Annotated in this window: 27 protein-coding genes; 21 read left to right on the forward strand and 6 right to left on the reverse strand. The window is 66.4% G+C overall.

Annotated elements, in window-relative coordinates; all coding sequences use genetic code 11:
* Nucleotides 1-29 precede the first annotated feature (29 nt).
* From murC to ACWW1C_RS09525, 9 genes are all read left to right on the forward strand, one after another.
* Complete coding sequence (gene murC / locus ACWW1C_RS09485) at nucleotides 30-1,439, forward strand: UDP-N-acetylmuramate--L-alanine ligase (protein WP_455984213.1); 1,410 nt, start codon at nucleotides 30-32, stop codon at nucleotides 1,437-1,439.
* Nucleotides 1,436-2,452: a cell division protein FtsQ/DivIB gene (locus ACWW1C_RS09490; protein WP_455983194.1), complete on the forward strand. Its 1,017-nt coding sequence runs from the start codon at nucleotides 1,436-1,438 to the stop codon at nucleotides 2,450-2,452. The genes murC and ACWW1C_RS09490 overlap by 4 nt, the downstream gene beginning before the upstream one ends.
* A 217-nt stretch (nucleotides 2,453-2,669) precedes the next feature.
* Complete coding sequence (gene ftsZ, locus ACWW1C_RS09495) at nucleotides 2,670-3,848, forward strand: cell division protein FtsZ (RefSeq protein WP_455983195.1); 1,179 nt, start codon at nucleotides 2,670-2,672, stop codon at nucleotides 3,846-3,848.
* A gap of 42 nt (nucleotides 3,849-3,890) precedes the next feature.
* Nucleotides 3,891-4,601 carry a peptidoglycan editing factor PgeF gene (pgeF, locus tag ACWW1C_RS09500; protein ID WP_455983196.1) on the forward strand — a complete coding sequence of 237 codons (711 nt, stop codon included), beginning with the start codon at nucleotides 3,891-3,893 and terminating at the stop codon, nucleotides 4,599-4,601.
* A complete protein-coding gene (locus ACWW1C_RS09505) occupies nucleotides 4,598-5,377 on the forward strand; it encodes a YggS family pyridoxal phosphate-dependent enzyme (protein ID WP_455983197.1) in 780 nt (259 codons plus the stop codon). Before pgeF ends, ACWW1C_RS09505 begins: the two co-directional genes overlap by 4 nt.
* A 65-nt stretch (nucleotides 5,378-5,442) precedes the next feature.
* Entirely contained in the window at nucleotides 5,443-6,087 is a 645-nt protein-coding gene (locus ACWW1C_RS09510; protein ID WP_455983198.1) for a cell division protein SepF, read from the forward strand.
* Between the two features lie 122 nt (nucleotides 6,088-6,209).
* Nucleotides 6,210-6,503, forward strand: coding sequence for a YggT family protein (locus ACWW1C_RS09515; RefSeq protein ID WP_061005129.1), 294 nt, complete (start codon nucleotides 6,210-6,212; stop codon nucleotides 6,501-6,503).
* A 268-nt stretch (nucleotides 6,504-6,771) separates the two neighbouring features.
* Complete coding sequence (gene wag31 / locus ACWW1C_RS09520) at nucleotides 6,772-7,569, forward strand: DivIVA-like cell division protein Wag31 (RefSeq protein WP_455983199.1); 798 nt, start codon at nucleotides 6,772-6,774, stop codon at nucleotides 7,567-7,569.
* Between the two features lie 10 nt (nucleotides 7,570-7,579).
* Nucleotides 7,580-8,077, forward strand: a complete 498-nt coding sequence (locus ACWW1C_RS09525) for a hypothetical protein (protein ID WP_455983200.1) — start codon at nucleotides 7,580-7,582, stop codon at nucleotides 8,075-8,077.
* A 141-nt stretch (nucleotides 8,078-8,218) separates the two neighbouring features.
* Here ACWW1C_RS09525 and ACWW1C_RS09530 read toward each other — a convergent pair whose 3' ends face one another.
* Complete coding sequence (locus tag ACWW1C_RS09530) at nucleotides 8,219-8,461, reverse strand: hypothetical protein (RefSeq protein WP_455983201.1); 243 nt, start codon at nucleotides 8,459-8,461, stop codon at nucleotides 8,219-8,221.
* Nucleotides 8,462-8,578: 117 nt separating this feature from the next.
* Between ACWW1C_RS09530 and ACWW1C_RS09535 the strand changes: the two genes are divergently transcribed.
* The 8 genes from ACWW1C_RS09535 (at nucleotide 8,579) to ACWW1C_RS09570 (ending at nucleotide 19,756) form a co-directional block, all read left to right on the forward strand.
* On the forward strand, nucleotides 8,579-10,072 hold the full coding sequence (locus tag ACWW1C_RS09535; RefSeq protein WP_455983202.1) for a nitrate/nitrite transporter: 1,494 nt from the start codon (nucleotides 8,579-8,581) through the stop codon (nucleotides 10,070-10,072).
* A 124-nt stretch (nucleotides 10,073-10,196) separates the two neighbouring features.
* A complete protein-coding gene (locus ACWW1C_RS09540) occupies nucleotides 10,197-10,901 on the forward strand; it encodes a FadR/GntR family transcriptional regulator (RefSeq protein WP_455983203.1) in 705 nt (234 codons plus the stop codon).
* 12 nt (nucleotides 10,902-10,913) lie between these two features.
* Nucleotides 10,914-11,744, forward strand: a complete 831-nt coding sequence (locus ACWW1C_RS09545; RefSeq protein ID WP_455983204.1) for a sterol desaturase family protein — start codon at nucleotides 10,914-10,916, stop codon at nucleotides 11,742-11,744.
* Nucleotides 11,745-11,893: 149 nt separating this feature from the next.
* Nucleotides 11,894-15,946: a molybdopterin-dependent oxidoreductase gene (locus tag ACWW1C_RS09550; protein ID WP_455983205.1), complete on the forward strand. Its 4,053-nt coding sequence runs from the start codon at nucleotides 11,894-11,896 to the stop codon at nucleotides 15,944-15,946.
* 65 nt (nucleotides 15,947-16,011) lie between these two features.
* Nucleotides 16,012-17,304: a GTP cyclohydrolase II gene (locus ACWW1C_RS09555; protein WP_455983206.1), complete on the forward strand. Its 1,293-nt coding sequence runs from the start codon at nucleotides 16,012-16,014 to the stop codon at nucleotides 17,302-17,304.
* Nucleotides 17,301-18,524 (forward strand): URC4/urg3 family protein, encoded by a 1,224-nt coding sequence (locus ACWW1C_RS09560; protein ID WP_455983207.1) that lies wholly within the window; start codon nucleotides 17,301-17,303, stop codon nucleotides 18,522-18,524. The genes ACWW1C_RS09555 and ACWW1C_RS09560 overlap by 4 nt, the downstream gene beginning before the upstream one ends.
* Before the next feature lie 9 nt (nucleotides 18,525-18,533).
* Nucleotides 18,534-19,163: a uracil phosphoribosyltransferase gene (gene upp / locus ACWW1C_RS09565; RefSeq protein ID WP_455983208.1), complete on the forward strand. Its 630-nt coding sequence runs from the start codon at nucleotides 18,534-18,536 to the stop codon at nucleotides 19,161-19,163.
* Between the two features lie 11 nt (nucleotides 19,164-19,174).
* Nucleotides 19,175-19,756, forward strand: coding sequence for a nucleoside deaminase (locus ACWW1C_RS09570; protein WP_455983209.1), 582 nt, complete (start codon nucleotides 19,175-19,177; stop codon nucleotides 19,754-19,756).
* Nucleotides 19,757-19,775: 19 nt separating this feature from the next.
* On the opposite strand, the gene ACWW1C_RS09575 is transcribed toward ACWW1C_RS09570, so the two are convergent.
* The 5 genes from ACWW1C_RS09575 to ACWW1C_RS09595 all read right to left on the reverse strand — a co-directional run bounded on the left by ACWW1C_RS09575 (nucleotide 19,776) and on the right by ACWW1C_RS09595 (nucleotide 23,599).
* Entirely contained in the window at nucleotides 19,776-20,129 is a 354-nt protein-coding gene (locus tag ACWW1C_RS09575) for a hemophore-related protein (protein ID WP_455983210.1), read from the reverse strand.
* A 74-nt stretch (nucleotides 20,130-20,203) separates the two neighbouring features.
* Nucleotides 20,204-21,598, reverse strand: a complete 1,395-nt coding sequence (locus ACWW1C_RS09580; protein ID WP_455983211.1) for a glycoside hydrolase family 1 protein — start codon at nucleotides 21,596-21,598, stop codon at nucleotides 20,204-20,206.
* A gap of 29 nt (nucleotides 21,599-21,627) precedes the next feature.
* The gene (locus ACWW1C_RS09585; RefSeq protein WP_455983212.1) at nucleotides 21,628-22,209 is read right to left on the reverse strand and encodes a TetR/AcrR family transcriptional regulator; all 582 of its coding nucleotides are present in this window, start codon (nucleotides 22,207-22,209) and stop codon (nucleotides 21,628-21,630) included.
* Nucleotides 22,210-22,246: 37 nt separating this feature from the next.
* Entirely contained in the window at nucleotides 22,247-22,870 is a 624-nt protein-coding gene (locus tag ACWW1C_RS09590) for a mycothiol-dependent nitroreductase Rv2466c family protein (RefSeq protein WP_455983213.1), read from the reverse strand.
* A gap of 105 nt (nucleotides 22,871-22,975) precedes the next feature.
* Nucleotides 22,976-23,599, reverse strand: a complete 624-nt coding sequence (locus tag ACWW1C_RS09595; protein ID WP_455983214.1) for a TetR/AcrR family transcriptional regulator — start codon at nucleotides 23,597-23,599, stop codon at nucleotides 22,976-22,978.
* A gap of 104 nt (nucleotides 23,600-23,703) precedes the next feature.
* On the opposite strand from ACWW1C_RS09595, the gene ACWW1C_RS09600 reads away from it, so the two are divergent.
* The 4 genes from ACWW1C_RS09600 to ACWW1C_RS09615 are packed head-to-tail and all read left to right on the forward strand — an operon-like array spanning nucleotide 23,704 to nucleotide 25,978.
* Nucleotides 23,704-24,243 (forward strand): carboxymuconolactone decarboxylase family protein, encoded by a 540-nt coding sequence (locus ACWW1C_RS09600; protein ID WP_455983215.1) that lies wholly within the window; start codon nucleotides 23,704-23,706, stop codon nucleotides 24,241-24,243.
* Between the two features lie 40 nt (nucleotides 24,244-24,283).
* The gene (locus tag ACWW1C_RS09605; protein WP_455983216.1) at nucleotides 24,284-24,931 is read left to right on the forward strand and encodes a nitroreductase family protein; all 648 of its coding nucleotides are present in this window, start codon (nucleotides 24,284-24,286) and stop codon (nucleotides 24,929-24,931) included.
* Between the two features lie 53 nt (nucleotides 24,932-24,984).
* On the forward strand, nucleotides 24,985-25,497 hold the full coding sequence (locus ACWW1C_RS09610) for a YkgB family protein (protein WP_455983217.1): 513 nt from the start codon (nucleotides 24,985-24,987) through the stop codon (nucleotides 25,495-25,497).
* Nucleotides 25,498-25,528: 31 nt separating this feature from the next.
* Nucleotides 25,529-25,978, forward strand: coding sequence for a cupin domain-containing protein (locus tag ACWW1C_RS09615; RefSeq protein WP_455983218.1), 450 nt, complete (start codon nucleotides 25,529-25,531; stop codon nucleotides 25,976-25,978).
* Nucleotides 25,979-25,984: the final 6 nt, after the last annotated feature.

A 25,984-nucleotide genomic window follows, 5' to 3' on the forward strand; every position in this document is an offset into this window, starting at 1 on the left:
AGCTGCCGCCCGAGCTGGCTCGGGTGCACATGGTCGGCATCGGCGGTGCCGGCATGTCCGGGATCGCCCGGATTCTGCTTGACCGCGGCGGTCAGGTGTCCGGCTCGGACGCCAAGGAGTCCCGTGGTGTCGCGGCGCTGCGGGCGCGCGGTGCCGCGATCCGGATCGGGCACGACGCGTCGTCGCTGGACATGCTGCCCGGCGGCCCGACCGTCGTGGTCAGCACGCACGCCGCCATCCCGAAGGACAACCCGGAGCTGGTGGAGGCCCAGCGGCGCGGCATCCCGGTGATCATGCGTCCGGTCGTGCTCGCGAAGCTGATGGACGGCTACCGCTCGGTGCTGGTGACCGGCACCCACGGCAAGACCACGACCACCTCGATGGTCATCGTGGCGTTGCAGCACAGCGGCTTCGACCCCTCGTTCGCCGTCGGCGGCGACCTGGGTGAGGCCGGCACCAACGCGCACCACGGCAGCGGTGACTGCTTCGTCGCCGAGGCCGACGAGAGCGACGGCTCGCTGCTCGAGTACACCCCCGACGTGGCGGTGGTGACCAACATCGAGGCCGACCACCTGGACCACTTCGGCAGCGTCGAGGCCTACACCGCCGTGTTCGATGATTTCGTGGCCCGGCTGCGCCCCGGCGGCGCGCTCGTGGTGTGCGCCGATGACCCGGGTGCAGAGGCGCTGGCGCAGCGGTCGGCGGAGCGCGGTGTTCGGGTGCTGCGGTACGGCATGGGCAGTGCACAGCGCACGGATCTGGAAGTGACGCTGCTGACCTGGCAGCAGCAGGGCACCGGTGGGGTGGCGGCCATCCAGCTGGCGGGGGAGCCGCACCGCCGCGGCATGCGCCTGTCGGTGCCGGGCAAGCACATGGCGCTCAACGCCCTGGCCGCGCTGCTGGCGGCCCGGGAGGTCGGCGCCGATCCGGAGGCGGTGCTCGACGGCCTCACCGGGTTCGAAGGTGTGCGCCGCCGCTTCGAGGCGGTCGGAACCGCTTACGGCGTCCGGGTTTTCGACGATTACGCGCACCATCCCACCGAGGTCCGGGCGACACTCGAGGCGCTGCGGGCAGTGGCCGGGACGTCGCGGTCCATCGTCGTTTTCCAGCCCCATTTGTATTCGCGGACACAGACTTTCGCCAAGGAATTCGGCCAGGCGCTGGACCGTGCCGACGAGGTGTTCGTCCTCGATGTCTATGCCGCGCGGGAAACCCCGATGGCCGGGGTCAGCGGCGCGAGCATCGTCGAACACGTCTCGGCCCCGGTGCATTACGTGCCGGATTTCTCCGCCGTCGCTGAGCAGGTGGCGGCCAAGGCCGGTCCCGGTGACGTCATCGTCACCATGGGCGCCGGCGACGTCACGCTGTTGGGTCGCGAGATTCTGACCGCTCTGGAGGTCAAGGCTGACCGCGCCGCTCCGGGACGGCCCACGTCGTGACCGTGGCGGACGGCTCGGGGGAGCCGGATCCGGTTGCGGCGCAGGGCGACAGGGCGGCAGAGGTCGCTCCTGACGCGGCCGAGCCGGCCGACGCGGCAGAGGCCACGACGGAGCCGATCGAGGGCGCCGCGGCAGACGGGTCCGCAGCAGAAGAGGCTGCTGCGCCGGACTCCGCGTCGGCCGATCCCGCGTCACCCGACTACGAGGGGCCCCGTCGCCGCGCTCGGCGCGAGCGGGAGGAACGCCGGATCGCGCTGGACCGGGCCAGGGCCCTGGAGCAGGCGCGTCAGGAAGCCCGGCGCCGGGCGGCGGGCCTCAGCGAGCAGCCGAAGGCGCCCACCCGGGGCGTCATCCGCGGGCTGAAGCTGTTGCTGTGGTCAGCGGTGGCCGCCGTCCTCGCGGTCGCACTGGGCCTGGTGCTGTACTTCACGCCGATCATGGCGGTCCGCCACACCGTGGTCACCGGCCTGGGAACGCTGACCGAGGACGAAGTGACGAAGGCGGCCGCGGTGAAACCGGAGACGCCGCTGCTCCAGGTCAACACCGACGCGGTGGCCGAACGGGTCGCCACGATCCGGCGGGTGGCCAGTGCCCGGGTCCAGCGGGAGTACCCGTCCACGCTGCGGATCACGGTGCTGGAGCGGGTCCCGGTGGCGGCCAAGGAGTACCCCGATGGCCCGCACCTCTTCGACCGCGACGGCGTGGATTTCGCGACCGAACCGCCGCCGCAGGGACTGCCCTACCTGGATGCCGACAATCCCGGGCCGAAGGACCCCGCGACCCTGGCGGCCCTCGAGGTGCTGCTGTCGCTGCGTCCCGAGGTGTTCAGCCAGGTCGCCAGGGTCGGGGCGCCGTCGGTCGCCGGTGTCACCCTGACCCTGAACGACGGTCGTGAGGTCATCTGGGGGACCACCGACCGTACGGAAGAGAAGGCCCTGAAATTGGGGGCGCTGCTCACCCAGCCGGGTCACACCTATGACGTGTCCAGTCCTGACCTGCCGACTGTGAAGTAGCTCATCACTTGCCGGCCGGCCGGCGCAGCTCGGTGCGCAAGGGCCGAAGAAAAAACGCGTGAACTCTCGGCGCGCCTGCACGGCTGCGGCGTGGCGGCGCCCTACCGTTCTGTTTGCGCGGAACAACTTGACATAACTCTAACCCTATGGTTGAGGTTTAGGGTTGGAATTCGAGAAGTTTTGCTCCGGACAAACCCAGCAGGGAGGAAGACGACCCATGACACCCCCGCATAACTACCTCGCCGTCATCAAGGTGATCGGTGTCGGCGGCGGCGGCGTCAACGCCGTCAACCGCATGATCGAACAGGGCCTTCGTGGCGTCGAGTTCATCGCGATCAACACCGACGCGCAGGCGCTGCTGCTCAGTGAGGCAGACGTCAAGCTCGACGTGGGCCGCGACTCGACCCGCGGCCTGGGTGCCGGCGCCGACCCCGAGGTCGGGCGCAAGGCTGCCGAAGATGCCAAGGACGAGATCGAGGAGCTGCTGCGCGGCGCCGACATGGTGTTCGTCACCGCCGGTGAGGGTGGTGGCACCGGTACCGGTGGCGCGCCCGTCGTCGCGTCCATCGCTCGCAAGCTCGGCGCGCTGACCGTCGGTGTGGTGACGCGGCCGTTCTCCTTCGAGGGCAAGCGCCGCTCGAACCAGGCCGAAACGGGTATCCAGGCACTGCGCGAGAGCTGCGACACCCTGATCGTCATCCCCAACGACCGCCTGCTGCAGATGGGCGACGCCGCCGTCTCGCTGATGGACGCGTTCCGCAGCGCCGACGAGGTGCTCCTCAACGGTGTGCAGGGCATCACCGACCTGATCACCACGCCCGGTCTGATCAACGTCGACTTCGCCGACGTCAAGGGCGTCATGAGCAGCGCCGGTACGGCGTTGATGGGTATCGGCTCGGCCCGCGGCGACGGACGCGCGCTCAAGGCCGCCGAGATCGCCATCAACTCGCCGCTGCTGGAAGCCTCGATGGATGGCGCCCAGGGCGTGCTGATGTCGGTGGCCGGTGGCAGCGACCTGGGTCTCTTCGAGATCAACGAGGCCGCGTCGCTGGTGCAGGACGCCGCGCACCCCGAGGCCAACATCATCTTCGGAACCGTCATCGACGATTCGCTGGGTGACGAGGTCCGGGTCACGGTCATCGCGGCCGGATTCGACACCGCGGGTCAGAGCCGCAAGCCGGTCACCTCGGCAGTGCCGGGCGCCGGATCGGCGGCACCGGCCGCCGGCGGCGCGCACCGGGCGCAGACCTTCTCGACCGCCAGCGCGGGCAAGCTCGGAGCCTTCGGCACCGACCCGGGCAGCGTGCCGGCGGCGACGAACGGTGTGACGGTGAGTGTTGGTGGCCGCGGTGACGACGATGACGACGTCGACGTGCCGCCGTTCATGAAGCACTGACGATCGCCGAGTGACGCGGCTACGCATGATAAATCTGGAATCGTGACGTTCCGTATCCGCAGAGTGACTACGACGCGTGCGGGCGGGGTCTCGAAGGCCCCGTTCGACACGTTCAACCTGGGTGACCATGTCGGCGACGACCCGAAGGCGGTGGCGGCCAACCGGACTCGGCTGGCCGACGCCATCGGGCACGGCCCGCTGGTGTGGATGAACCAGGTGCATGGTGACCATGTCGAAGTTGTCGAGGGCCCTGGAACTGGAGCCGGGGGAGCCTACGACAACACCGACGCGCTGGTCACCGCGACGCCGCGGCTGCCGCTTGCGGTGATCACCGCCGACTGTGTGCCGGTGCTGTTGGGTGATGCGCGCGCGGGTGTGGTGGCCGCCGTGCATGCCGGACGGGTCGGCGCGCAGAAGGGCGTGGTGCTGCGGACCGTCGAGGCCATGCAGAAGCTCGGCGCCCAGGTGCAGGACATCTCGGTGCTGCTCGGACCGGCGGTGAGCGGCCGTAACTACGAGGTGCCCTACGAGATGGCCGACGACGTGGAGGCGGTGCTGCCCGGCAGCATCACCACGACCGCGCGCGGCACCGTGGGTCTGGATCTGCGGGCCGGCATCGCCAAGCAGTTGGCGGGGTTGGGTATCAAGGCCATCGACATCGACCCGCGCTGCACGGTCGACGATCCGAAACTGTTCAGCCACCGACGTGGCGCCCCGACCGGGCGGCTGGCGTCGGTGGTGTGGATGGAATGACCGGCGCGCCGCGCGAGGCCGAACTGGCCGCGTCGCTGGCCCGGATTCAGGCGCGTATCGACGCTGCCGCGGCAGCTGCCGGCCGGGATCGGGCCGATATCGAATTTCTTCCGGTGACCAAATTCTTTCCGGCCGCCGATGTTGTTGCTCTCTATGGACTGGGGTGCCGGGCATTCGGCGAATCGCGGGAGCAGGAAGCCGCGGGCAAAGTCGTTGAGGTGTCGCACACTTTGTCTGGCAAATTGTTCGATTGGTCATCGAACATAGAGTCGAACAATGTAATTCGGTGGCACATGATCGGTCGAATTCAGCGCAACAAAGCGCGGGCCGTGGCCGGCTGGGCTTCGGTGGCGCATTCGGTGGACACCGGACCTTTGGTGGCGGCGCTGTCCCGTGGTGCGGTCGAGGCGCTGGACCAAGGGCGCAGGTCCGAGCCGCTGCAGGTCTATATCCAGGTCAGCCTCGACGGGGATCCGGCTCGCGGTGGGGTGCCGGTGGATCGGCCCGATCTGGTCGACGAATTGTGCGCGGCCGCGCATGCCGCCCCCGGACTGGGTTTGGCGGGCCTGATGGCGATCCCGCCGCTGGCCAGTGTGGCCGAAGCGGAGTTTGCGCGGCTGGAGACTGAATTGCTCAGGGTCCAAACGCAATACCCGCACCGGCTGGGGCTGTCCGCGGGCATGTCGAATGACCTCGAAGTTGCGGTGCGACACGGGTCAACGTGTGTGCGTGTCGGTACCGCGCTAATGGGACCACGTCCTCTAACGTCACCATGAGTAGTCACTCCAGTCACACTTACATCACAGTCACCAGACACCACATTCTTAGCTAGGGGCATCCCATGAGCACACTGCACAAGGTCAAGGCCTACTTCGGTATGGCGCCGATGGACGACTATGACGACGAGTACTACGACGACGAAGAACGTCCGGCTCGCGAGTACGCGCCGCCGCGTCGCCCCCGTGAGGAGCGCTTCGAGGAAGAGGGCTACGGCCGTGGTGAGCCGCGCGGCTACGACGACCGTCGCGAATACGCACGCGAAATGGAAAGCGCCCCAATGGGTTACCGCGGCGGATACGACGAGATGCCGGCTCGCGGCCCGCGCGAGTTCGAGCGTCCGCGCTTCAACACCCTGCGTGGTGCGACCCGTGGGGCCGTGGCCATGGAGCCCCGCCGCATGGCCGAGCTGTTCGAGGCCGGCAGCGCGCTGGCCAAGATCACGACGCTGCGGCCCAAGGATTACAGCGAGGCTCGCACCATCGGTGAGCGCTTCCGCGACGGCACCCCGGTGATCATGGACCTGGTGTCGATGGACAACGCCGACGCAAAGCGCCTGGTCGACTTCGCTGCGGGCCTGGCGTTCGCGCTGCGCGGCTCGTTCGACAAGGTCGCCACCAAGGTCTTCCTGCTGTCGCCGGCCGACGTCGATGTCAGCGCCGAAGAGCGTCGCCGGATCGCCGAGGCGGGTTTCTACAGCTACCAGTAACACCACTACAGCTGCACGCAAGACCCCTTCGGCCACCGGCCGGAGGGGTCTGCGTTAGGTAGGCTCGTTCCCAGGCGCCGACAGCAGTCGGCGCTTTTCCCGCGCTAGTGAGGTCTGTTGCATTGACCCTGTTCTTCGACATTCTGGGTTTTGCGCTGTTCGTCTTCTGGCTGCTGTTGATCGCCCGCGTGGTGGTGGAGTTCATCCGCGGATTCAGCCGGGACTGGCAGCCGAGGGGACTGACCGTGGTGATCCTCGAAGTGATCATGACGGTGACCGATCCTCCGGTGAAGCTGCTGCGGCGCTTGATCCCTCCGCTGACCATCGGACCGGTCCGGGTCGACTTGTCGATCGTGGTGCTGCTCATGGTGGTGTTCATCGGTATGCGGCTGTCGTTCGATCAGGTCGGGGCCTGAACGCGACATTCCTCTGACCTGCAGAAGCGCATTAATTACATTTATGTAATTAATGCGCTTCTTTCGTTTTGGTCAATTGGCGCACAGCGCCGGGCGGCGCCCGCGAATTCCAATGAAACATTGAAATTCGTTCTTAATTCCGGACCTCGCCTGCAACCGACGGGTCTGCTGTGACAGGATGGACGCCAGTTACTCCACGATCGCTCTACACTTTGATCGCTCTACACTTTGACACCGATTGACGGTCCAGACTGCAAGGGGGCAGAAGATGCCGCTAACTCCGGCTGACGTCCACAACGTCGCATTCAGCAAGCCGCCGATTGGCAAGCGCGGTTATAACGAGGACGAGGTCGATGCATTCCTCGATCTCGTCGAGACTGAGCTGACCCGGCTGATCGAAGAGAACAGCGATCTGCGGCAGCGGGTCGCCGAGCTCGACGCCGAGCTCCAGTCGGCCCGCACCGGCCAGCCGGTCGCGGCTCCGGTCTTCACCAAGCCCGAGCCGGAGCCCGAGCCCGTTGCGGCACCCGCGCCGGTGGCGGCTCCCGTCGCCGCGCCGGTTGGCGAGGACCACCACGTCCGCGCGGCCAAGGTGCTGAGCCTGGCCCAGGACACCGCTGACCGCCTCACCGGTTCGGCCAAGGCCGAGGCCGACAAGACCCTCGCCGATGCCCGCGCGCAGGCCGACGCCCTGCTCAGCGATGCCAAGCACACCGCCGAGACCACGGTCGCCGACGCCAAGGCCCGCGCCGAGGCCATGCTGGCCGACGCGCAGACCCGTTCGGAGACCCAGCTGCGTCAGGCTCAGGACAAGGCCGACGCCCTGCAGGCCGACGCCGAGCGCAAGCACACCGAGATCATGGGCAACATCAACCAGCAGCGCACCGTGCTGGAAGGCCGCCTGGAACAGCTGCGCACGTTCGAGCGCGAGTACCGCACCCGCCTCAAGACCTACCTGGAGTCCCAGCTCGAAGAGCTCGGCCAGCGTGGCTCTGCCGCGCCGGCGGATTCGGCGGCCGGTGGCGAAGGTGCTGGCTTCGGCCAGTTCAACCGGGGCAACAGCTGACGGCTGACCAATGCTGATCATTGCCCTGGTCCTTGCCCTCATCGGCCTGACCGCGCTGGTGACCGCAATCGTCACCAGCAATGAGCTGATCGCCTGGGTGTGCATCGGCGCCAGCGTCATCGGGGTCTTGCTGCTCATCGTCGACGCGTTGCGGGAACGCTCGCGCGGCGGTGGAGCAGCTGCCGAATCCGGCGCTGCCGCTGACGACGCCGCCGACACCGCTGTGGTGGCCGCCGTGGACTACCCCGAAGACGACGCCGAGGGTGAAGCCGAAGCTGAAGCGGAGCCGGAAACGGTTGTCGCCGAAGCGGTTTCGGTCGAAGCCGACGAGGCCGAGCCCGAAGAGGTCGAGCCCGAAGAGGTCGAAGCCGAAGAGGCGGAAGCCGGCGACTCTGAAGCCGAAGCTGCCGACGCCGACGCTGAAGCCCAAAACGCCGAAGCCGAGGACGTCGAAGTCAAGGACACCACAGAAACCACAGCGGACGAGGGCGAAGCCAAGAAGGCCTGAGTCCTGCCCCACCAGTTTCACCGAACTCACCGTCGCGACGGATTTCCACCACGTGTGGCCGTCACGGCGGTGATTTTTCGTTCATCCCCGCCACGGTGTTCGGCGGTCTCCCGACGCCGACAGGGAAGTACCTGCCGTCAATCACGAGGCACTGGCAGCCGCGGTGATTGAGCCCAGGTACTTTCTCGGGCCGTCGGAGGTCCCTGAGTTCAACAACCGTCGGCGGATCGCCGCTGCGGTTGAAGTCACGTACTTCTCGGCCCTTTCCACCGGATCGGCCATCTGATCGGCGTCGCTGCCGGTAGCAATGCGCCCCGCCCGGGCGAGCGCCCCACATTTCGTGCTTGTTGCGTCGATACGACGGCTGTGAATCACACCGGTCACCAACCACAGGGTCCTCCAAGTGAGTCCCTATTGACTTTGCTGACATCGAAGGGCAACAGCTGCGGAATCGCGTCCCCGTACATATGTAGCCAACCAATTTCCTAACTGGGAGGCTTCGTGAGTCTGTTGAGTCGTAACCGCGACATCGAGCACTGGGATGCTGAGGATGTTGCTGCGTGGGACGCCGGTAACAAGGACATCGCCAAGCGGAACCTGATCTGGTCGATCTTCGCCGAGCATGTCGGCTTCTCTGTGTGGAGCATCTGGTCGGTGATGGTGCTGTTCATGCCGCAGGCCGTGTACGGCATCGACGCGCTGGGCAAGTTCGTCCTCGGCGCGGTCCCGATCGCGGTGGGTGCCTTCATGCGCATTCCCTACACCGTGGGGCCGGCCAAATTCGGTGGCCGCAACTTCACGATCTTCAGCGCCTTGATGCTGGCCATCCCGTGCGCGCTGACCATGTACTTCATGATGCATCCGGGGACGTCGTACACGACGTTCCTGATCGTCGCGGCCGTCGCGGGTTTCGGTGGCGGTAACTTCGCGTCGTCGATGACGAACATCAACGCCTTCTACCCACAGCGCCTGAAGGGTTGGGCGCTGGGCCTGAACGCCGGCGGTGGCAATATCGGCGTCCCGGTCATCCAGATCATCGGCCTGGTCACGATCGCCACGCTCGGCAACCGCCGCCCCGAGGTCGTCTGCGCCATCTACCTCGTGCTGCTGGCCGCCGCGGCCCTCGGTGCCGCGCTGTTCATGGACAACATCCAGGGCCAGAAGTCGAACCTGTCGGCAATGGTCGAGGCCATGAAGTTCCGCAACTCGTGGGTGATGTGCTTCCTCTACATCGGCACGTTCGGTTCGTTCATCGGATTCAGCTTCGCGTTCACGCAGATTCTGAACATCAACTTCACCGCGCAGGACGTCGCGCCGCTGCTCGACAAGTACCACGTCGCCTCGGTGGCCAAGCTGCCGAAGGAAGCCGCCAAGGAACTGGCGAAGGCCAACTTCGACGCCTCCATCCACACCGCGTGGATCGCGTTCCTGGGCCCGCTGCTCGGCTCGATCTCGCGTCCGTTCGGCGGCAAGCTGGCCGACAAGATCGGCGGCGGCAAGATCACGCTGTACACCTTCGCGGCGATGACGGCCATCACCGCCGTCCTGGTCGGTGGCGGCATGTGGGACGACGCCACCAAGGGTCCGGCCACGGGCGCGCAGATGGCCGTCTACATCACCGCGTTCATGGTGCTGTTCATCCTGACCGGTCTCGGCAACGGCTCGACCTACAAGATGATCCCGTCGATCTTCGAGGCCAAGGCCCAGAGCAAGGACGAACTCGGTGCGACGGAGAAGATGCTGTGGTCGCGCGCCATGTCCGGTGCCCTGATCGGCTTCGCCGGAGCGGTCGGCGCGTTCGGTGGCGTGCTCGTCAACATCGTGCTCCGCACGTCCTACGCGGGTCCGTCGCACTCGGCGACCACGGCGTTCTGGGTGTTCCTCGCCTTCTACGTGGTCTGCGCGGTCGTCACCTGGTTCGTGTTCCTGCGCCAACCGCACCTGCGCGCGGCGACGGGCGAGCACGTCGGCCGGGCAGCTGTGCCTGCTACCTGATCAGTTGGCCGAAATGCCCCGCGGGAGCTTCCCGCGGGGCATTTCTGTGTCCGGGACGCGTATGTGATCCACATAACTGGTCCAACCAGTTGACCAGCTCTCGTAGCGACCCGATCATTGACCCATGGACATCGCACCCGTCACGAGGTCGGCGGTCAGTGACTCGGTTTTCGCGCACCTCGTGGACGAGATCCTGTCCGGTCGCGTCGCGGTCGACGAGGCACTGCCGTCCGAGCGTGAGCTGGCCCTCGCCTTCGCGGTGAACCGGCATGCCATTCGGGAAGCACTCAAGAGGCTGCAGCAGGCCCGGCTGGTACGGATCAGCCACGGCGGCAAGACGCGGGTCCAGGATTGGCGGCAGACGGCTGGTCTGGACGTGCTCAGCACCCTCGCCGCCACCGGGGCCGTGCCGGCCCTGCAGGTCGCTCGCGACATCATGGTGATGCGCCGGTCCGTGGCCGCCGATGCGGCCCGGTTGTGCGCGCGCAACGCCTCTGACGACGAGCTGGCGGTGATCGCCACCGCGGCCGCCGCGTACCCGGCCCGGCGCACCGACGAATCGTTCGCCGCAGACCTGACCTTCTGGACCGCGATCATCGACGGCAGCGGCAACCTGGCCTACCGTCTGGCGCTGAACACGCTGGTCGCGGCGTTCGCGGACATCGGCTTCGAGTTGATCGCGCAACTCGGGATGGCCGCCGAGCTGGCCGACCGCGACGCCCACATCACGCTGGCCCAGCACCTTGTCGCGCGTGACGCCGACGCCGCGCACCGCGTGGCCGACGACCTGCTGGGCCGGGTCGTCGAAACCCTTTCCGCTCAGCAGTAGGAGTCGTTGGCCATGTTCGATCTGATCCTGCACGCGGTGCCGGTGTTCGTGCTCTGCCTGGTGCTGGAGGCGCTGTCCTTCCGTTTTCTGCCGGATGACGACGAGGTCGGTTACGAATTCCGGGATTCCCGAACAAGTCTCACCATGGGCATCGGCAATGTCATCATCAACATCGGCTGGAAGCTGGTGGTGCTGGCGGCATTCAGCGCGGCGTACCTGGTGGCGCCGGTGCATCTGCCGGCCGACAATCCGCTGACGTGGATCGCGCTCTTCGTGGCCGACGATTTCGCCTACTACTGGTATCACCGCACCCACCACACGATTCGGGTGTTCTGGGCCAGCCACGTCGTGCATCACTCCAGCGAGCACTACAACCTGTCCACCGCGCTGCGGCAGACCTGGACGCCGTTCACGGCCCTGCCGTTCTGGCTGCCGTTGGCATTTCTCGGCTTCTCGCCGTGGATGATCCTGCTGCAGCAGTCGGTGAGCCTCCTCTACCAGTTCTTCATCCACACCGAGCGCGTCGGAAAGATGTGGCGGCCCATCGAGTTCGTGCTGAACACGCCGTCGCATCACCGCGTCCATCACGGCTCCAACGACCAATACCTGGACACGAACTACGGCGGCATCCTGATCATCTGGGATCGGCTGTTCGGGAGTTTTCGGCCAGAGGGAGAGCGCGTGGTCTACGGTCTGACCAAGAACATCAAGACGTTCAACCCGTTCCGGGTCGCCACGCACGAATACACCGCGATCTGGCAGGATGTGCGCACGGCAAAGACCTGGAAGCACCGCCTCGGGCACACGTTCCGCGGACCGGGCTGGTCGCCCGACAGCGCGTAACCCAGGTCACAGATTTCCGGCACGTTTCCATCATGATTCAGGCATGAAACATGTTGCGCACCAGTGCTTGACGGTCATGTGAGCTCCGGTTGACGCGCAGTACATGGTCGCGCAACGGTTGCGGAATTGACGGCCCGTAGAACTGAGTCATGACCACCCCGGGAGCACACACCACGCGCACCGCGTGCTCCTACTGCGGTGTCGGCTGCGGTATTTCGGTCGAGACCCGTACCGATGCCGGCACCGGGCTGCCCGTGATCGCGCGCGTGTCGGGGGACCGGTTGCACCCCACCAACTTCGGGCGGCTCTGCACCAAAGGCGCCACCCACGCCGACCTGATGGCTGCGGACGAGGGCCGGCTCACCTCGGCGCTGACGCGCCGCAACGGCGAGATGGTCAGCGTCACAACCGACGACGCCACCTCCGAAGCGGGCCGCCGGTTGCGGGCCATCATCGACGAACACGGTCCTGACGCTGTGGCGCTGTATGTTTCGGGCCAGATGACCATCGAGGCCCAGTACCTGGCCAACAAGCTGGCCAAGGGCTTCATCCGTACCGTGCACATCGAATCCAACTCGCGGCTGTGTATGGCGAGTGCCGGCACCGGATTCAAGCAGTCTCTCGGTGCCGACGGCCCGCCCGGGTCGTATACCGATTTCGATTCTGCCAACCTGTTTTTCGTGATCGGCGCCAACATGGCCGATTGCCACCCGATCCTGTTCCTGCGCATGGCCGACCGGATGGCCGGCAAGAACGGACCGGCCGCCAAGCTGATCGTCGTCGACCCGCGCCGCAACGCGACCGCCGAGAAGGCTGATCTCTTCCTGCAGATCAAACCGGGAACCGACCTGGCGCTGCTCAACGGGCTGCTGCACCTCCTGGTCGAGACCGGCGCGATAGATCGGGAATTCATCGCCGCGCACACCGAGGGCTGGGAGACCATGCCCGCTTTCCTTGCCGACTACCCGCCGGCCAAGGTCGCCGAGATCACCGGAATCCCCGAAGCCGACATCCGCCGCGCCGCCGAGCTGATCGCCGAGGCAGGGGAGTGGATGTCGTGCTGGACCATGGGCCTGAACCAGAGCACGCACGGCACCTGGAACACCAACGCCATCTGCAATCTGCACCTGGCCACCGGCGCCATCTGCCGGACGGGCAGCGGCCCGATGTCCCTGACCGGCCAGCCGAACGCCATGGGCGGCCGCGAAATGGGTTACATGGGACCGGGCCTGCCCGGACAGCGCGCCGTGACATCGGCCGAGGACCGGGCGTTCGTCGAAGAGCAGTGGGAGCTGGAACCCGGCACCATCCGTACCGACGTCGGACCCGGCACCATCGAGATGTTCCGGCAGCTGGCCGGCGGTGACATCAAGGCCGTGTGGATCATCTGCACCAATCCTGTTGCCACCGTGGCCAATCGGCAGACCGTGATCGAGGGCCTCCAGGCCGCCGAACTGGTGATCACCCAGGACGCCTACCAGGACACGGCCACGAACGCCTATGCCGACATCGTGCTGCCGGCGACACTGTGGGCCGAGGCCGACGGCGTCATGGTCAACTCCGAACGCAACCTGACCCTGTTGCAGCAGAGCATCCCTGCCGCCGGCGACGCCCGACCAGACTGGGAACTGATCTGTAATGTGGCCCGGCACATGGGCTTCGGCGACGAGTTCGACTACAAGTCCAGCGAGCACGTGTTCGCCGAGATCCGCCAGTTCGCCAACCGCCGCACCGGCTACGACCTCAGCGGCGTGACCTACGAGCGGCTGCGGGAAACCCCGCTGCAATGGCCGTGCCCGCCGGACAGCGGCGATCGGAACCCGATCCGCTACCTCAACGACGGGGTGAGCCAGGATCTCTTCATCGACGCCGACGGGCACCAGCCGCGGCTGGCGTTCCCGACACCGTCTCGGCGGGCGGTGTTCCACGCGCGTCCGCACATGGACGCCGCGGAGCTGCCCGACGACGAATTCCCGTTGGTGCTGAACACCGGTCGGCTGCAGCACCAGTGGCACACCATGACCAAGACGGGGAAGGTCGACAAGCTCAACAAGCTGACCGGGAAGCCGTTCATCGAGGTCCACCCCACCGACGCGGCCGACCTCGGTATCGCCGATGGTGCGGCCGTCGAGGTTTCGTCGCGGCGCGGCACCGCGGTCTTACCGGCCGTCCTGACCGACCGGGTGCGCCGGGGCAATTGCTTCGCTCCGTTCCACTGGAACGACGAGCACGGCGAGCGCCTCACGATCAATGCCGTCACCAACGACGCAGTGGACCCGGAATCGCTGCAGCCGGAGTTCAAGGCGTGCGCGGTGCGGCTGGCGCCCGCGGTGGTCGAGCCCGTCGTGGCGCCGCCTGCCACACCCGCGGAGGCCGAGGTCCATCCGCTTGCCGCCGCACTGGGTCTGGCTGGACCGCCGACGCTCAACGACGCCGAAAAGGTCTATCTGTCCGGCTTTTTCAGTGGTATCCAGCACGCCGCAGGCGTCCCGGTGCTGCCCGCGTCGGCACCTGTGACGCCCACGGTGCGGCTGTGGATCGACGGGGCGCTGGCCGGTTCGCACAGTGTCTCGAGTCCGGTCGCGGTGATCGAAGTCCAGCCGCAGCTCGAGCAGCCGTGCGGCCCGTTGGTGCTGTGGGCATCGCAGACCGGCACCGCCGAGGAATTCGCCGCCGGACTGGCCGCGAAGATCGCCGGGGCCCGGTTGCAGGTGTTGGACGACACCGCGCTGGACGACGTGGCCGCCGCAGGTGAAGTCCTGGTTGTGACAAGCACTTTCGGCGACGGCGGGCCACCCGACAATGGAGCCGACTTCTGGACTCGCTTGAGCGCCGCCGACGCGCCCGATCTCTCCGGGGTGCGGTACTCCGTACTCGGCATCGGCGACCGCGCGTACGAGAACTTCTGCGGCTACGCCAAATCCCTCGATCGCCGGTTCGCCGAACTCGGGGCCACCGCCCTGCTGGACCGCGCGGATTGCGAGGCCTACGACGACGAGCCGCGCACTCAATGGGTTGATACGGCAGCGGACCTGGTCGCCGTCGCTCCCGAAGCTCCGGTTGCCAGGCCTGCGGCCCCCACCAAGTCGGTCCCCAAACCCGCAAAGCCGTTCACCCGCAACAACCCGTTGCCGGTCCCGCTGTGCCGCAACACTCTCCTGACCAGGGGCGGCGCGAAGGAAGTCCGCCAGATCGGGTTCGACCTGTCCGGGCACGACGTCAGCTACGGCGTCGGCGATGCGCTGGGCGTGGTGGTGGCGAACGCGCCGGAAGCCGTGACGGCCTGGCTTACCGCCACTGGGCTGTCCGGCGACGAGGTCGTCGAAATCGACGGCGGCGAAGCCCCCTTGCGAGATGCGCTGACGACGTCATACGACATCTGCAAGGTGTCGCCGACGCTGATCAACTTCCTGGCCGAGCGCAGCAGTGCCAAGATTCTGCGGGCGCCCCGGGAAGAACGCGATCGCTGGCTCGACGGCCGCACCGGCCTCGACCTCGTCGAAGAGTTCAGAGTCCGAGCCGAGCCAGAGGAATGGCGGGACGCGTTGGTGCGCCTGGCGCCTCGTTCGTACTCGATCTCGTCCAGCCCGCTGGTGAGCCCCGACGAGGTGCAGTTGACCGTGTCGGTGGTGCGCTACAAGGGTGCCCGCGGTGGCATCCGGCACGGTGTCGCGTCCACTTACCTGGCCGACCGGGCCGAGACCGTCCCGGTGTTCCTGCAGTCGGCTCCGCACTTCCGGCCGCCTGAGGACGCGCTGACCCGGATGATCATGGTCGGCCCCGGTACGGGCGTCGCACCGTTCCGTGGCTTCCTCCACGAGCGCCGGGCACTGGGCCACACCGGGCGTAACTGGCTGTTCTTCGGCGACCAGCACCGGGCCGAAAACTATTACTACCAAGACGAACTGGAGGCATTCGTCGCCGACGGACTCCTGACCCGGCTGGATACTGCGTTCTCCCGGGACCAGGCGCGGCGGGTGTACGTGCAGCACCGGATGCGCGAGCGCGGTGAGATTCTGTGGCGCTGGCTCGAGGACGGCGCGCACTTCTACGTGTGCGGCGACGCGACGCGGATGGCGAAGGACGTCGACGTGACGCTCACCAACATCATCAGGACCCACGGCGGCATGTCCGAATCGGCCGCGCATGAGTACAAGCGTGAGCTGATCGCCGACAAACGCTACGTCCGCGACGTGTACTGAGCCGTACCGCTGCATACCCGGCAATTTCAGGGTTGACTGGACAGTGCCGGGAAGGAGCGATGTCGATGGTCATCGAATCAGATGCAGCATCGGGGCCACCGCTTGCGGTCCCGCCACGGGGGTCCGCCCGCCACATCCGGTTGACGTCGCACAGCGGCGCCGCCGACGCGCTGGCCATCCGCTGGGGCGCGGCGACCGCCGCCGAGCGCGGCCCGGTGATCGGCACGACGGCAACCCGCGCGCACCGCAATGTGATCGGTACCCACAGCGGCTCCTACAGCGTCTACCGGGCACTGGCCGTGGCGTCCGGGGCACTCTCGCCGGCGCACCGCGCTGACCTGACCAACACCGCGCCCACCGATGTGATCGGCCCGTACCCGCAGTGGAGCGAGCCGGGGGCGATCGTGAGTCTGGACCCGTGGGGTGCCATGGTGGCCGAGGCGTTCACCGCCGAGTTGGCGAGTGGTTACGACATCCGGCCGACCATCGCCATCACCAAGGCCCACGTCATGCTGCCGGAGATCGCCGAGGCGATCGCCAAGGGCCGGCTCCGCCCGGACGGCCGGGTGCTGCTGGCGAACGGAGCTGCCCTGGTGACGAAGGCGGCTGTCGAACCCGTCTGGTTCCTGCCCGGGGTCGCGGCCCGATTCGGTTGCAGCGAAAACGAATTGCGTCGCGTCCTGTTCGAGGAGACCGGCGGCATGTACCCCGAACTCGTCACTCGCGGCGACCTCGAGGTCTTTCTGCCGCCCATCGGCGGACAGACCGTCTACATCTTCGGCGAGGCCCGCGATCTTGCCGACCCAGACGTGGAGCTGACCGCGCGGGTACACGACGAATGCAACGGGTCAGATGTGTTCGGCTCCGATATCTGTACCTGCCGGCCCTATCTCACCCATGCCATCGAGGAGTGCATCCAGGGTGCGCAGCGTGGCGGGGTCGGGCTGGTGGCCTACTCGCGCAAGGAGGGCCGCGCACTGGGTGAGGTCACCAAGTTCCTGGTGTACAACGCGCGGAAGCGTCAGGTGGGTGGCGATACCGCCGATCAGTACTTCGCCCGTACGGAATGCGTTGCCGGAGTGCAGGATATGCGCTTCCAGGAACTCATGCCCGACGTGCTGCACTGGCTGGGCGTTCGCAAGATTCATCGCCTGGTGTCGATGAGCAACATGAAGTACGACGCCATCACCGGCTCGGGCATCGAGGTCGTCGAACGCGTGAACATCCCCGACGATCTGATCCCGGCCGACGCCCGCGTCGAGATCGACGCCAAGACGGCCGCCGGGTACTTCACCCCGGGGCCGGTACCCGATGCCGACGAACTCAGGATCGCCAAGGGCCGCGGACTGACGTCATGACAATCGGCACCGGCCCAGCCACGGATGCCGACCGTGCTGTTGCCGTCGGCATCCTGCGCAGCACCGCCGCCATCCGCGAACGTGCCGCATTCCTGCTGCAGCGGGCGCGCGCGGGGGAGTCCACCTGGTTCGTCGTCGACGATGTGGCGCTGTCGCCTGCCGCTGATCTCGTTGGCGCCGTAACCCGCGAGCGCTACCCGGAGCTGGCGATTCCGTATCACAGCCGCTGGCGCCATTTCGAGGCCGGCGGCATCGATCGCACCGCCGATCTGCGCGTGCGGCTGGCCGGGTTGGACAGTGCCGCGCGGGCCCGCGCGATGATCGACCTGGCCGTGGTCAGCGTGCTGCTCGACGCCGGCGCGGGTCCGGACTGGGGTTACGTGGAATCGGCTACCGGGCAACGCTTTAGCCGGTCCGAAGGGCTCGGCGTGGCCAGCTGGCACGCCTTTGTCGACGGGCTGTTCTCGAGCGATCCCGCCCAGCCCTGGCAGGTCGACGCCGCAGCACTGCGCGCTATCGACGACGCCGCTCTCGGCCGGGCATTCCAGGCCGGACCGGGCAATCCCTTGCTGGGACTCACCGGACGGGTGCAGCTGCTGCGGCGGCTCGGCGACGCGCTGGCCGGCCTCTGCGGCCCGCACGGACGTCCTGGCAGCCTGTTCGACGTGCTCGCCGGCCCGACAATCGCGGCCCACGACATCCTGACCCGGCTGCTGGACACTCTCTCCGGGGTCTGGTTGGCCGACAACGACATTGGTGGTATCCCGCTCGGCGACTGCTGGCACCACCCTGCCGTGCCGGGGCCCGGGCTGTCGTCCGGGTGGATGCCGTTCCACAAGCTGTCGCAGTGGCTGACCTACTCGCTCCTCGAACCGTTCGAGTGGGCGGGCGTAACGGTCACCGGGCTCGGCGCCCTGACCGGCCTGCCCGAATACCGCAACGGGGGACTGCTGCTCGATACCGGTGTCCTGCGCTTGCGGGATCCCGAGACGGCAGCCCGAACCTGGTCGGTGGCCGACGAATTGGTGGTCGAATGGCGGGCCCTGACCGTCGCGTTGCTCGACGAACTCGTGCCGCTGGTGCGTGCCCGGCTCGGGGTCGACCTGCCGTTGGCCTGCATCCTCGAGGGCGGCACGTGGGCGGCCGGGCGCACCCTGGCGCAGCAGCTGCGGGCCGGGAGCCCGCCGTTGTCCATCAGCAGCGACGGCACGGTCTTCTAGGAGGACGTCATGGGCAATCTACATCTGGTCGACCACCCGCTGGTCCAGCACAAGCTCACGCTGATGCGGCAGAAAGAGGTGTCCACCAAGGGCTTTCGTGCACTGCTGAACGAGATTTCCATGCTGATGACCTATGAGGTGCTGCGCGACATCCCCGTGCACGAGATCGAGATCGACACGCCGCTGGAAGCCACCACCGGCATGGTCATCGACGGCAAGAAGCTCGTTTTCGCCTCGATCTTGCGGGCGGGCAGCGGCATTCTCGATGGCATGCTCAGCGTCGTTCCCGGCGCGCGCATCGGCCACATCGGTCTGTACCGCGACCCGAAAACCCATGTTGCCGTCGAGTATTACTTCAAGATGCCCAGTGAGTTGCACGAGCGCGACATCGTGGTGTGCGACCCGATGCTCGCCACCGGCAACTCCGCGGTCGCCGCGATCGACCGCCTCAAGGAATACCGGCCGCGCTCCATCAAGTTCGTCTGTCTCCTGACCTGCCCGGAGGGTGTCGCAGCGATGCAGGCCGCGCACCCCGAGGTGCCGATCTACGCCGCGGCCCTGGATCGCCGGCTCGACGAGCACGGCTACATCGTGCCCGGTCTCGGCGATGCGGGCGACCGCATCTTCGGCACCAAGTAGCGTTCACGCCCATGCTGGAGCCCAACCGCAGGACCGTGTTGCGCAGTGCCGGAATGATTCTCGGTGCGTCTGTGACGGCATTCGCCACCGCAGCGGAGTCCATCGCGTCACCTGACCCCAGCCTGCAAGACCTCGCCCACCTCCGCCGGACGTTCGAGCTCGCTGAACAGGCGCGCCAACTCGGCGGTGCGCCCTACGGCGCTTTGGTCACCGACGCCGCCGGAAACGTTGCGGCCGAACACGGCAACACGTCGGCGGTCGACGGCGGCGACCCCACCGATCACGCCGAGATGGTCACCGTCCGCAGTGCCTGGCGCGCGCTCGGCGACGACGGCATGAAGTCGGCGACGCTGTACGCCAGCACCGAGCCGTGCACGATGTGCGCCGGCGGCACCTTCTGGAGCGGTATCGGCCGCGTCGTGTACGGCATGTCCAACACTCGGTTGCTCCAGTTCACCGGCGGTGATCCGAACAACGCGGGGTACGCGCTGCCGTGCCGCGACATCCTGCTGCACGGCTACCGGCCCATCACGGTCATCGGACCGCTCGTGGAAGACGAAGCGGCACAGGCGCATCAGGGCTACTGGCACTGACGGCCCGGGCCGCCGCGGCTCAGGACGACAACGCGTCGAACAGTGCCGACATCTGGGCGGGGCTGACCGACATGCCACCGCACTGACCGCGCAGCGTCGTCAGGGGCCGTGCGATGTTCTTCAGGTCGAAGAATTCGCCGGGGTGTGCGGTGAAGTACGCCCGGACGGCGCCTTCCGCGTCTCCCGACGAGCTCGCGTTGGTCAGGGCGTCGTTGGCGCCCGGGTGGGCGTCGAGGTAGGCGCCGGCCTGGGACAGGACTGTCCCCGCGGTGCTGGCCAGTCCGCTCGCGGAACACGGCGCGGCGGTCGCGTTGGGGATGGCGATCGTGAGCGAGGCGAACCCGGCGAGCGCGAGCATGGCAGTCAGTTTCATACCGCTGATCCTGCTGGAAACCCCGCGATCTCGGGCGCATTGCGTGGAATTCGGCCCGCGTGTTGGGACCTGACTCAGCGCAGCGCGACCGTCGGCCCGTTCACGTCCAGCGGCGCGCAGCTGTCCTTGCCGACGGTCGTCGAGCACTTCGCCGCGGGGATCACGGGCCGGTACCCCGGCGGCGTCCCACCGTCATGGGTGATTTGCGTGTAGGTCTGGACGGCGTCGGTCGGCACCCGCTTCAGTGACGGATCGCCCAGGGCGTCAACCGAATACAGGCCGAAACGCGGCCGGTAGCTGCCCCATTCATAGTTGTCGACCAGCGACCAGTAGTTGTAGCCGATGATCGGGATGCCGTCGGATTTGGCGCGCTGCAGCCAGAACACGGTGTCGCTGAGGTACTGCGATCGCGTCACCCCGTCGGTTCGCGGTTTGGCGTTGTCGGTGACCATGCCGTTCTCGACGACATAGATGGGCAAGCCGGGATACCGCTGGGCGTAATGCCGCGCGACGTAGTAGATGTCCTCGGGCTGCAGTTTGATGTGCCAGCGCTGCGCCATGCTCTGCGCCGACGCCGGATTGTCTTCGGCGGTACCCGTGTAGTAGTCGAATCCGAGGTAGTCGAGGGTGTCCTTGACCCGATCGAAGAACGAACCTTCGATGCCCTTGACGCCGAAACCGGCGAACTGCGCCAACACTTCTGGCGGGATGTACGCCTCGTTGGTGGTGACCTTGGCTTTCGGATCGGCGTCATGCGCGGCGCGGTACACCGCGCGGTGGGCGTCAGCGACCCGGTCGAGGAACGTGCCGAACTGGTCGGGCTTGATGGCGCCGGTGCGCACTTCCATGGCGCCGAAGGCCAGGGGCTCGTTGATGCTCACCCACAGCACGCCCTGTCCCGCGTAGCGTTTGGTGATCGCCTTGGCGAAGTCGTCGAACGCGGCGACGTTGTTCATGAATCCGCCGCGGTCGGAGATCCAGCCGGGATAGACCCAGTGCATCAGCGTGATCATGGGCGTCATGCCGTTGGCGAGCAGCGTGGCGACCACGTCGTCGTAGTAGGCGAGCTCTTTCTCGTCCCACTTGCCGGGCTGCGGCATCACCCGCGCCCATTCGACGCCGAAGCGAAAAGTGTTGACGCCCATGGCATGCGCGTTGGCGATGTCCTCCTTGTAGCGGTGCCGGAAGTCGTCGGCCTGCTTGTACGGGTCCACCGGACCGGCGCTCAACGGGTCGGCGCCGGGTGCGACGGGCTTGCCGGCCGTCCGGTCGACGTATCGGCGCCAATTGCTGTCGGGAGCGTCGCCTTCCACCTGGTAACCGGCGGTCGCGGTACCCCAGTAGAAGTTGCGGCTCCATGACGAATTGCTGTCCGTCCGCTCCTGCTTCACAGCCTGCTTCGCGGCGCAGGCGGAGAGGCCCAGGGAGAGGACAACGGCTGATGCCACGGCGACCCGGTTCCACTTCATGCAAAAACCATACACTGCACTGTTTTGGGTCAGGCGAGAAGCGTGCGCCACACCGCGCGCACGTGAGCGCCCATGTCGATCGACCGATCGGACATCCACTGGATCTGAATCCCGTCAGCCGCGGCGATCAGTGCGGTGGCGGCGAACTCGGCGTCGACGTGTGCGGGGATCGTGCCGGCCGCCTGCCGGCCACGCACGTAGTCGGTGATGGTCGCGCGCATCCCTTCGTATCGCCGGCGCAGGTATTGCGCGGCCGGGTGCGACGGGTCGACCGCGGCGGCGGCGGCCAGGGACAGATAGACCGTGCCCGACCCCGGCTTCGCGGCCTTGTCCACCATCGCTTGCGCCATGACCTCGCCCGGATCGATGTCGATGTCCGAATTGCGGTACCGCTCTTCGAATTTCGCGTCGCCGTCGCGCTGCAACTCGGTGAGCAACACATCGCGGGTCGGGAAGTAATGCATCAGGCCCGCCAGGCTGATCCCCGCTTCTTTGGCGATCACCCGCATGGAAGCACCGGCCTCGCCGTCGCGTTCCAGCACCGCGAGTGCGACGTCCTTGATTTCGGCACGCTTGGCCTCGCCCTTGGCGTACCGCCCCACAGTTGGCATGTGGTGAGGTTAGTCCGCCGCTCATACCACTTCGGGCTCAGTCGAATTCAGGGTCTTCGTGCCGGGTCCGCTTGAGTTCGAAGAAGTGTGGGTAGGACGCGAGTGCGACGATGCCGTCCCACACCCTCCCGGCGTCCTCGCCGCGCGGGATGCGTGAGAGGACGGGGCCGAAGAAGGCGACGTCGTTGACGTGGATGGTTGGCGTTCCGACGTCGGGCCCCACCTTGTCCATGCCGGCGTGGTGGCTCTTGCGCAGTGCCTCGTCGTAGTCGGTGGAGCTCGCCGCCGAGGCCAAGTCGGGGTCGGCGCCCACTTCGGCAAGTGCCTCGCCGATGATCTCGGCGGTGTCCGACCGGTGCTGGTTGTGGATTCGAGTGCCCATCGCGGTGTACAGCGGCAGCAGGATCTCGTCGCCGTGCTGCTGGGCCGCGGCGATCAGCACCCGCACCGGCCCCCAACCGGTCTTCAGCAACTCGACATATCGCTCGGCCAAGCCTTCGCGGCCTTCATTGAGTACGGCGAGGCTCATAACATGGAAGCGGCATTCGATGTCGCGTACCTTTGCCACCTCGAGAATCCAGCGTGAGGTGATCCAGCACCACGGGCAGAGCGGGTCGAACCAGAAGTCTGCGCGGTCCTTCTCGGCGGCAGTGTTGTTCATGTGTGTCTCCTTGCGGTGCGCGAATTCCCTTGGGTGGTATGGGCTACCAAGCCCATTCGGTGAGTCAACCCGACTGTGATTGGGCTGTCAAGCCCATTTTGTAAATTACGTCGCGAAGGTCTCCACGTGGTCGATGGCCGCATTGAGGGCGGTCTTCAATGGCGTGACGTCCCGCTGAACCTGCGTGAGGACCATGCCGCCCTGGAACGCAGACAGCAGCAGGTTGGCCAACTGGGTGGGGTCGGCGTCGGCGTTGATGCGGCCGAGGCTCTGCATGCGCTCGAGTCCGTCGCGGAAGATGTCCCGCCACTGATCAAATGCCCGAGCCAGTTCGTCGTGAACGTCCAAGTCCGACTTGAGGATCTGGCTCGCCAGGGAGCCGAGGGTGCAGCCGTCCTGATAGGCGCTCTCGTGAGCGGCGTAGTAGTCCACCCAGGCGCGAAGCGCAGCGATGTTGTCGAAACCGGCGAATTGCTCGCCGCCGTAGAACTGCATGACGTGTTCGGCCTGCCATTCGATCACTGCCAGGATGAGGCTCTCCTTGGTTGGGAAGTAGTGGTTGAGTTGCGAGCCGCTGACGCCGGCGACGCGACGGAGCTGCTCGTTGTTCGTCGCGGCGACGCCCTTGGTGTGGATGAGCTCGGCGGCGTGCTCGAGGATGCGAGCTCGTGTCGCCTGCCCCTTGGCGGTGAGTTTTTTCGGTTCCTGAGCTGCCGTTTCGACCGTCATCGCACCACGATATCAAAATTGGGCTTGACAGCCCACTGTTTGGCGTGTTCACTCCAGAAGTGGGCTAACCAGCCCATAAAAATCAACTACTGGAGGTTCCAGCCATGTCACGTCTGACCACTCCCGCCGCCGCAGAAATCGCCACCGACGCGCAGAGCGTCCTCGGCAACGTCGGCAAGCAGTTCGGCTTCGTCCCGAACATGTTCGCGATGCTCGCGTCGAATCCGACGGTCCTGGACGTCGTCATGTCTCTGCAGGGCAGCTTGGGCCGAGTCTTGGATGCCAAGACCCGGCACACCATCGCGCTGGCGGTGTCCGAAGCCAACGGCTGCGACTACTGCCTGGCGGTGCACTCGTACGTGTCCGCCGAGCTCGGTGGCATGTCGGGTGACGACATCGCCCTGGCCCGGTCGGGTAGCTCGATCGACCCCAAGCGCGCCGCCGTCGCGCGCTTCGCGCAACGGGTGGTCGAGACCCGCGGGAAGGTCGCCGATGTCGACCTGGCCGCCGTGCGGGGCGCCGGGTACACCGACCCGCAGATCCTGGCGATCATCACCGTCGCCGTTCAGACCCAGCTGACCAACTTCATCAACAACGTCAACCAGACCGTCATCGACATCCCGGCGGCCGGCACCGCCGCTTGACCCATCCGTCCCAAAATCGTTGTAAAGAAGGCGAATTGACATGAACCTCGACAACCTCATGAGCAAGCACCTCACGAGATACTTCGACTCGAGCAGGACCATCCCGGCGGATTCACTGCAACAGCTACTGCGGTTCCTACGTTCGACGCCGTCATCGGTGAACGTGCAAGCCAGTCGCTACTACGTGCTCGGCACGCCCGAAGGGAAGGAGCGGCTCGCGGACAATCTCGGAGAACGGTTCCTGGACAACGGCGGAAAAATCCGCGACGCCTCTCACGTCATCATCTTCACCACGAGAGCCGATCTGCCCGACAGTCATCTCGACGAGGTGTTCGGCAAAGAGAAGGCCGATGGCCGATTCGGTGATCCGGCGAAGCAGTCGCTGTGGGAATCGATGACCCGCGATTTCCTCAATCTGCGCACCTACGGCTACAAGGACCTGAGTCACTGGATGGAGAAGCAGGCCTACATGGCGCTGGGCATGACCATGATGGCGGCGGCCGAGCTGGGCTTCGATGCCACGCCGCTGGAAGGCTTCGACCCGACCAGCGTCGACACGGCATTCAAAATCCGGGAAACCGGATACACCACAACCGTGCTGCTGGCCCTCGGCTATCCGGACGCGGCGAAGGCATACGGCAACCCGATCTCGCGCTTCGAGCCCGACCGGCTCTTCACCTTCATCTGAACCACAGCACTCAAATTCGGCTCACCCCAACGTTTCCCTGAAAGGCATCCAACATGACCACCAAAATCGACCATCTGACCACCGTCTGCCAGAACAATGGCGCAGCCGTGCGGGCCCTCGCGCATATCGTCGCCCGCTACGGGCTGGCAATCGTCATCGGCTGGATCGGCATCTTCAAATTCTGTTCCTACGAGGCTCTCAACATCCAGCCCTTGGTCGCGAACAGCCCCTTCATGGGTTGGCTGTACAGCGTGTTCAGTGTCACGACGTTTTCGTCGATTCTCGGCGTCGTCGAGATCGCCACCGCGGTGTTGCTGGTGGTCAAGCCCTGGTATCCGAGGGTTTCACTGCTGGGAAGTGCTTTGGCGATAGTGCTTTTCGTGAGCACGTTGTCGTTTCTTCTCACGACACCGGGTGTCGGCGAAGCATCGGCCGGAGGCTTCCCGTTCCTGTCCATGACGGGGCAGTTTCTTCTCAAGGACATCGTGCTGCTGGGGGTCTCGATCTTCACCCTCGCTGATGCGATGGAGGCCGTCGCTCATCGTGCTGCGCCGCCGGCAGCGTGAATTCGCTTACCTCAGAAGGGAGGGAGATCACGTGTCCGCAAAAGCCGCACTCGCAACGTTGATCGTCGGCGCGGTTCTGGTGTCGGCATGCGCCAAGCCGGCAGCGCCGAATGCCGAGCAGGGTCCTGTTGCGCCCGCGCAGAAGCCAGTTGTCCACCAAGTATTCGATCAGCCGACGAACGTGCCCGGGAAATCGCTGGTGAGTGTGACGGTCAGGTATCCACCGGGAACGAAGAGCGCTGCCCACCGCCACGCCAACTCGGCGTTCATCATGGCGTACGTGATCTCTGGATCTATTCGTAGCCAAGTGGAGGGTGAGCCCGCGCGGGTCTACCAAACCGGTGAAACCTGGCGAGAGGCCCCAGGGGCGCATCACGTGATCAGTGAGAACGCGAGCGCCGCCGAACCGGCGGAACTGCTGGCCATCTTCCTGCTCGACACCGGGGACCATCCGCTCAGCACCGACGGCCCTCCGGCGTAGGGCAGT

The organism is Mycobacterium sp. HM-7, assembly GCF_053852335.1.

Coding starts and splice junctions, on each gene's coding strand:
- ACWW1C_RS09595 (WP_455983214.1), bottom strand. CDS start 23,599: ATGACGGTCGAAACGGCAGCTCAGGAACCGAAAAAACTCACCGCCAAG.
- ACWW1C_RS09510 (WP_455983198.1), top strand. CDS start 5,443: ATGAGCACACTGCACAAGGTCAAGGCCTACTTCGGTATGGCGCCGATG.
- ftsZ (WP_455983195.1), top strand. CDS start 2,670: ATGACACCCCCGCATAACTACCTCGCCGTCATCAAGGTGATCGGTGTC.
- ACWW1C_RS09590 (WP_455983213.1), bottom strand. CDS start 22,870: ATGAACAACACTGCCGCCGAGAAGGACCGCGCAGACTTCTGGTTCGAC.
- ACWW1C_RS09570 (WP_455983209.1), top strand. CDS start 19,175: ATGCTGGAGCCCAACCGCAGGACCGTGTTGCGCAGTGCCGGAATGATT.
- ACWW1C_RS09600 (WP_455983215.1), top strand. CDS start 23,704: ATGTCACGTCTGACCACTCCCGCCGCCGCAGAAATCGCCACCGACGCG.
- ACWW1C_RS09575 (WP_455983210.1), bottom strand. CDS start 20,129: ATGAAACTGACTGCCATGCTCGCGCTCGCCGGGTTCGCCTCGCTCACG.
- ACWW1C_RS09525 (WP_455983200.1), top strand. CDS start 7,580: ATGCTGATCATTGCCCTGGTCCTTGCCCTCATCGGCCTGACCGCGCTG.
- ACWW1C_RS09540 (WP_455983203.1), top strand. CDS start 10,197: ATGGACATCGCACCCGTCACGAGGTCGGCGGTCAGTGACTCGGTTTTC.
- ACWW1C_RS09610 (WP_455983217.1), top strand. CDS start 24,985: ATGACCACCAAAATCGACCATCTGACCACCGTCTGCCAGAACAATGGC.
- ACWW1C_RS09545 (WP_455983204.1), top strand. CDS start 10,914: ATGTTCGATCTGATCCTGCACGCGGTGCCGGTGTTCGTGCTCTGCCTG.
- upp (WP_455983208.1), top strand. CDS start 18,534: ATGGGCAATCTACATCTGGTCGACCACCCGCTGGTCCAGCACAAGCTC.
- ACWW1C_RS09550 (WP_455983205.1), top strand. CDS start 11,894: ATGACCACCCCGGGAGCACACACCACGCGCACCGCGTGCTCCTACTGC.
- ACWW1C_RS09555 (WP_455983206.1), top strand. CDS start 16,012: ATGGTCATCGAATCAGATGCAGCATCGGGGCCACCGCTTGCGGTCCCG.
- ACWW1C_RS09580 (WP_455983211.1), bottom strand. CDS start 21,598: ATGAAGTGGAACCGGGTCGCCGTGGCATCAGCCGTTGTCCTCTCCCTG.
- ACWW1C_RS09585 (WP_455983212.1), bottom strand. CDS start 22,209: ATGCCAACTGTGGGGCGGTACGCCAAGGGCGAGGCCAAGCGTGCCGAA.
- wag31 (WP_455983199.1), top strand. CDS start 6,772: ATGCCGCTAACTCCGGCTGACGTCCACAACGTCGCATTCAGCAAGCCG.
- ACWW1C_RS09505 (WP_455983197.1), top strand. CDS start 4,598: ATGACCGGCGCGCCGCGCGAGGCCGAACTGGCCGCGTCGCTGGCCCGG.
- murC (WP_455984213.1), top strand. CDS start 30: ATGGTCGGCATCGGCGGTGCCGGCATGTCCGGGATCGCCCGGATTCTG.
- ACWW1C_RS09560 (WP_455983207.1), top strand. CDS start 17,301: ATGACAATCGGCACCGGCCCAGCCACGGATGCCGACCGTGCTGTTGCC.
- ACWW1C_RS09605 (WP_455983216.1), top strand. CDS start 24,284: ATGAACCTCGACAACCTCATGAGCAAGCACCTCACGAGATACTTCGAC.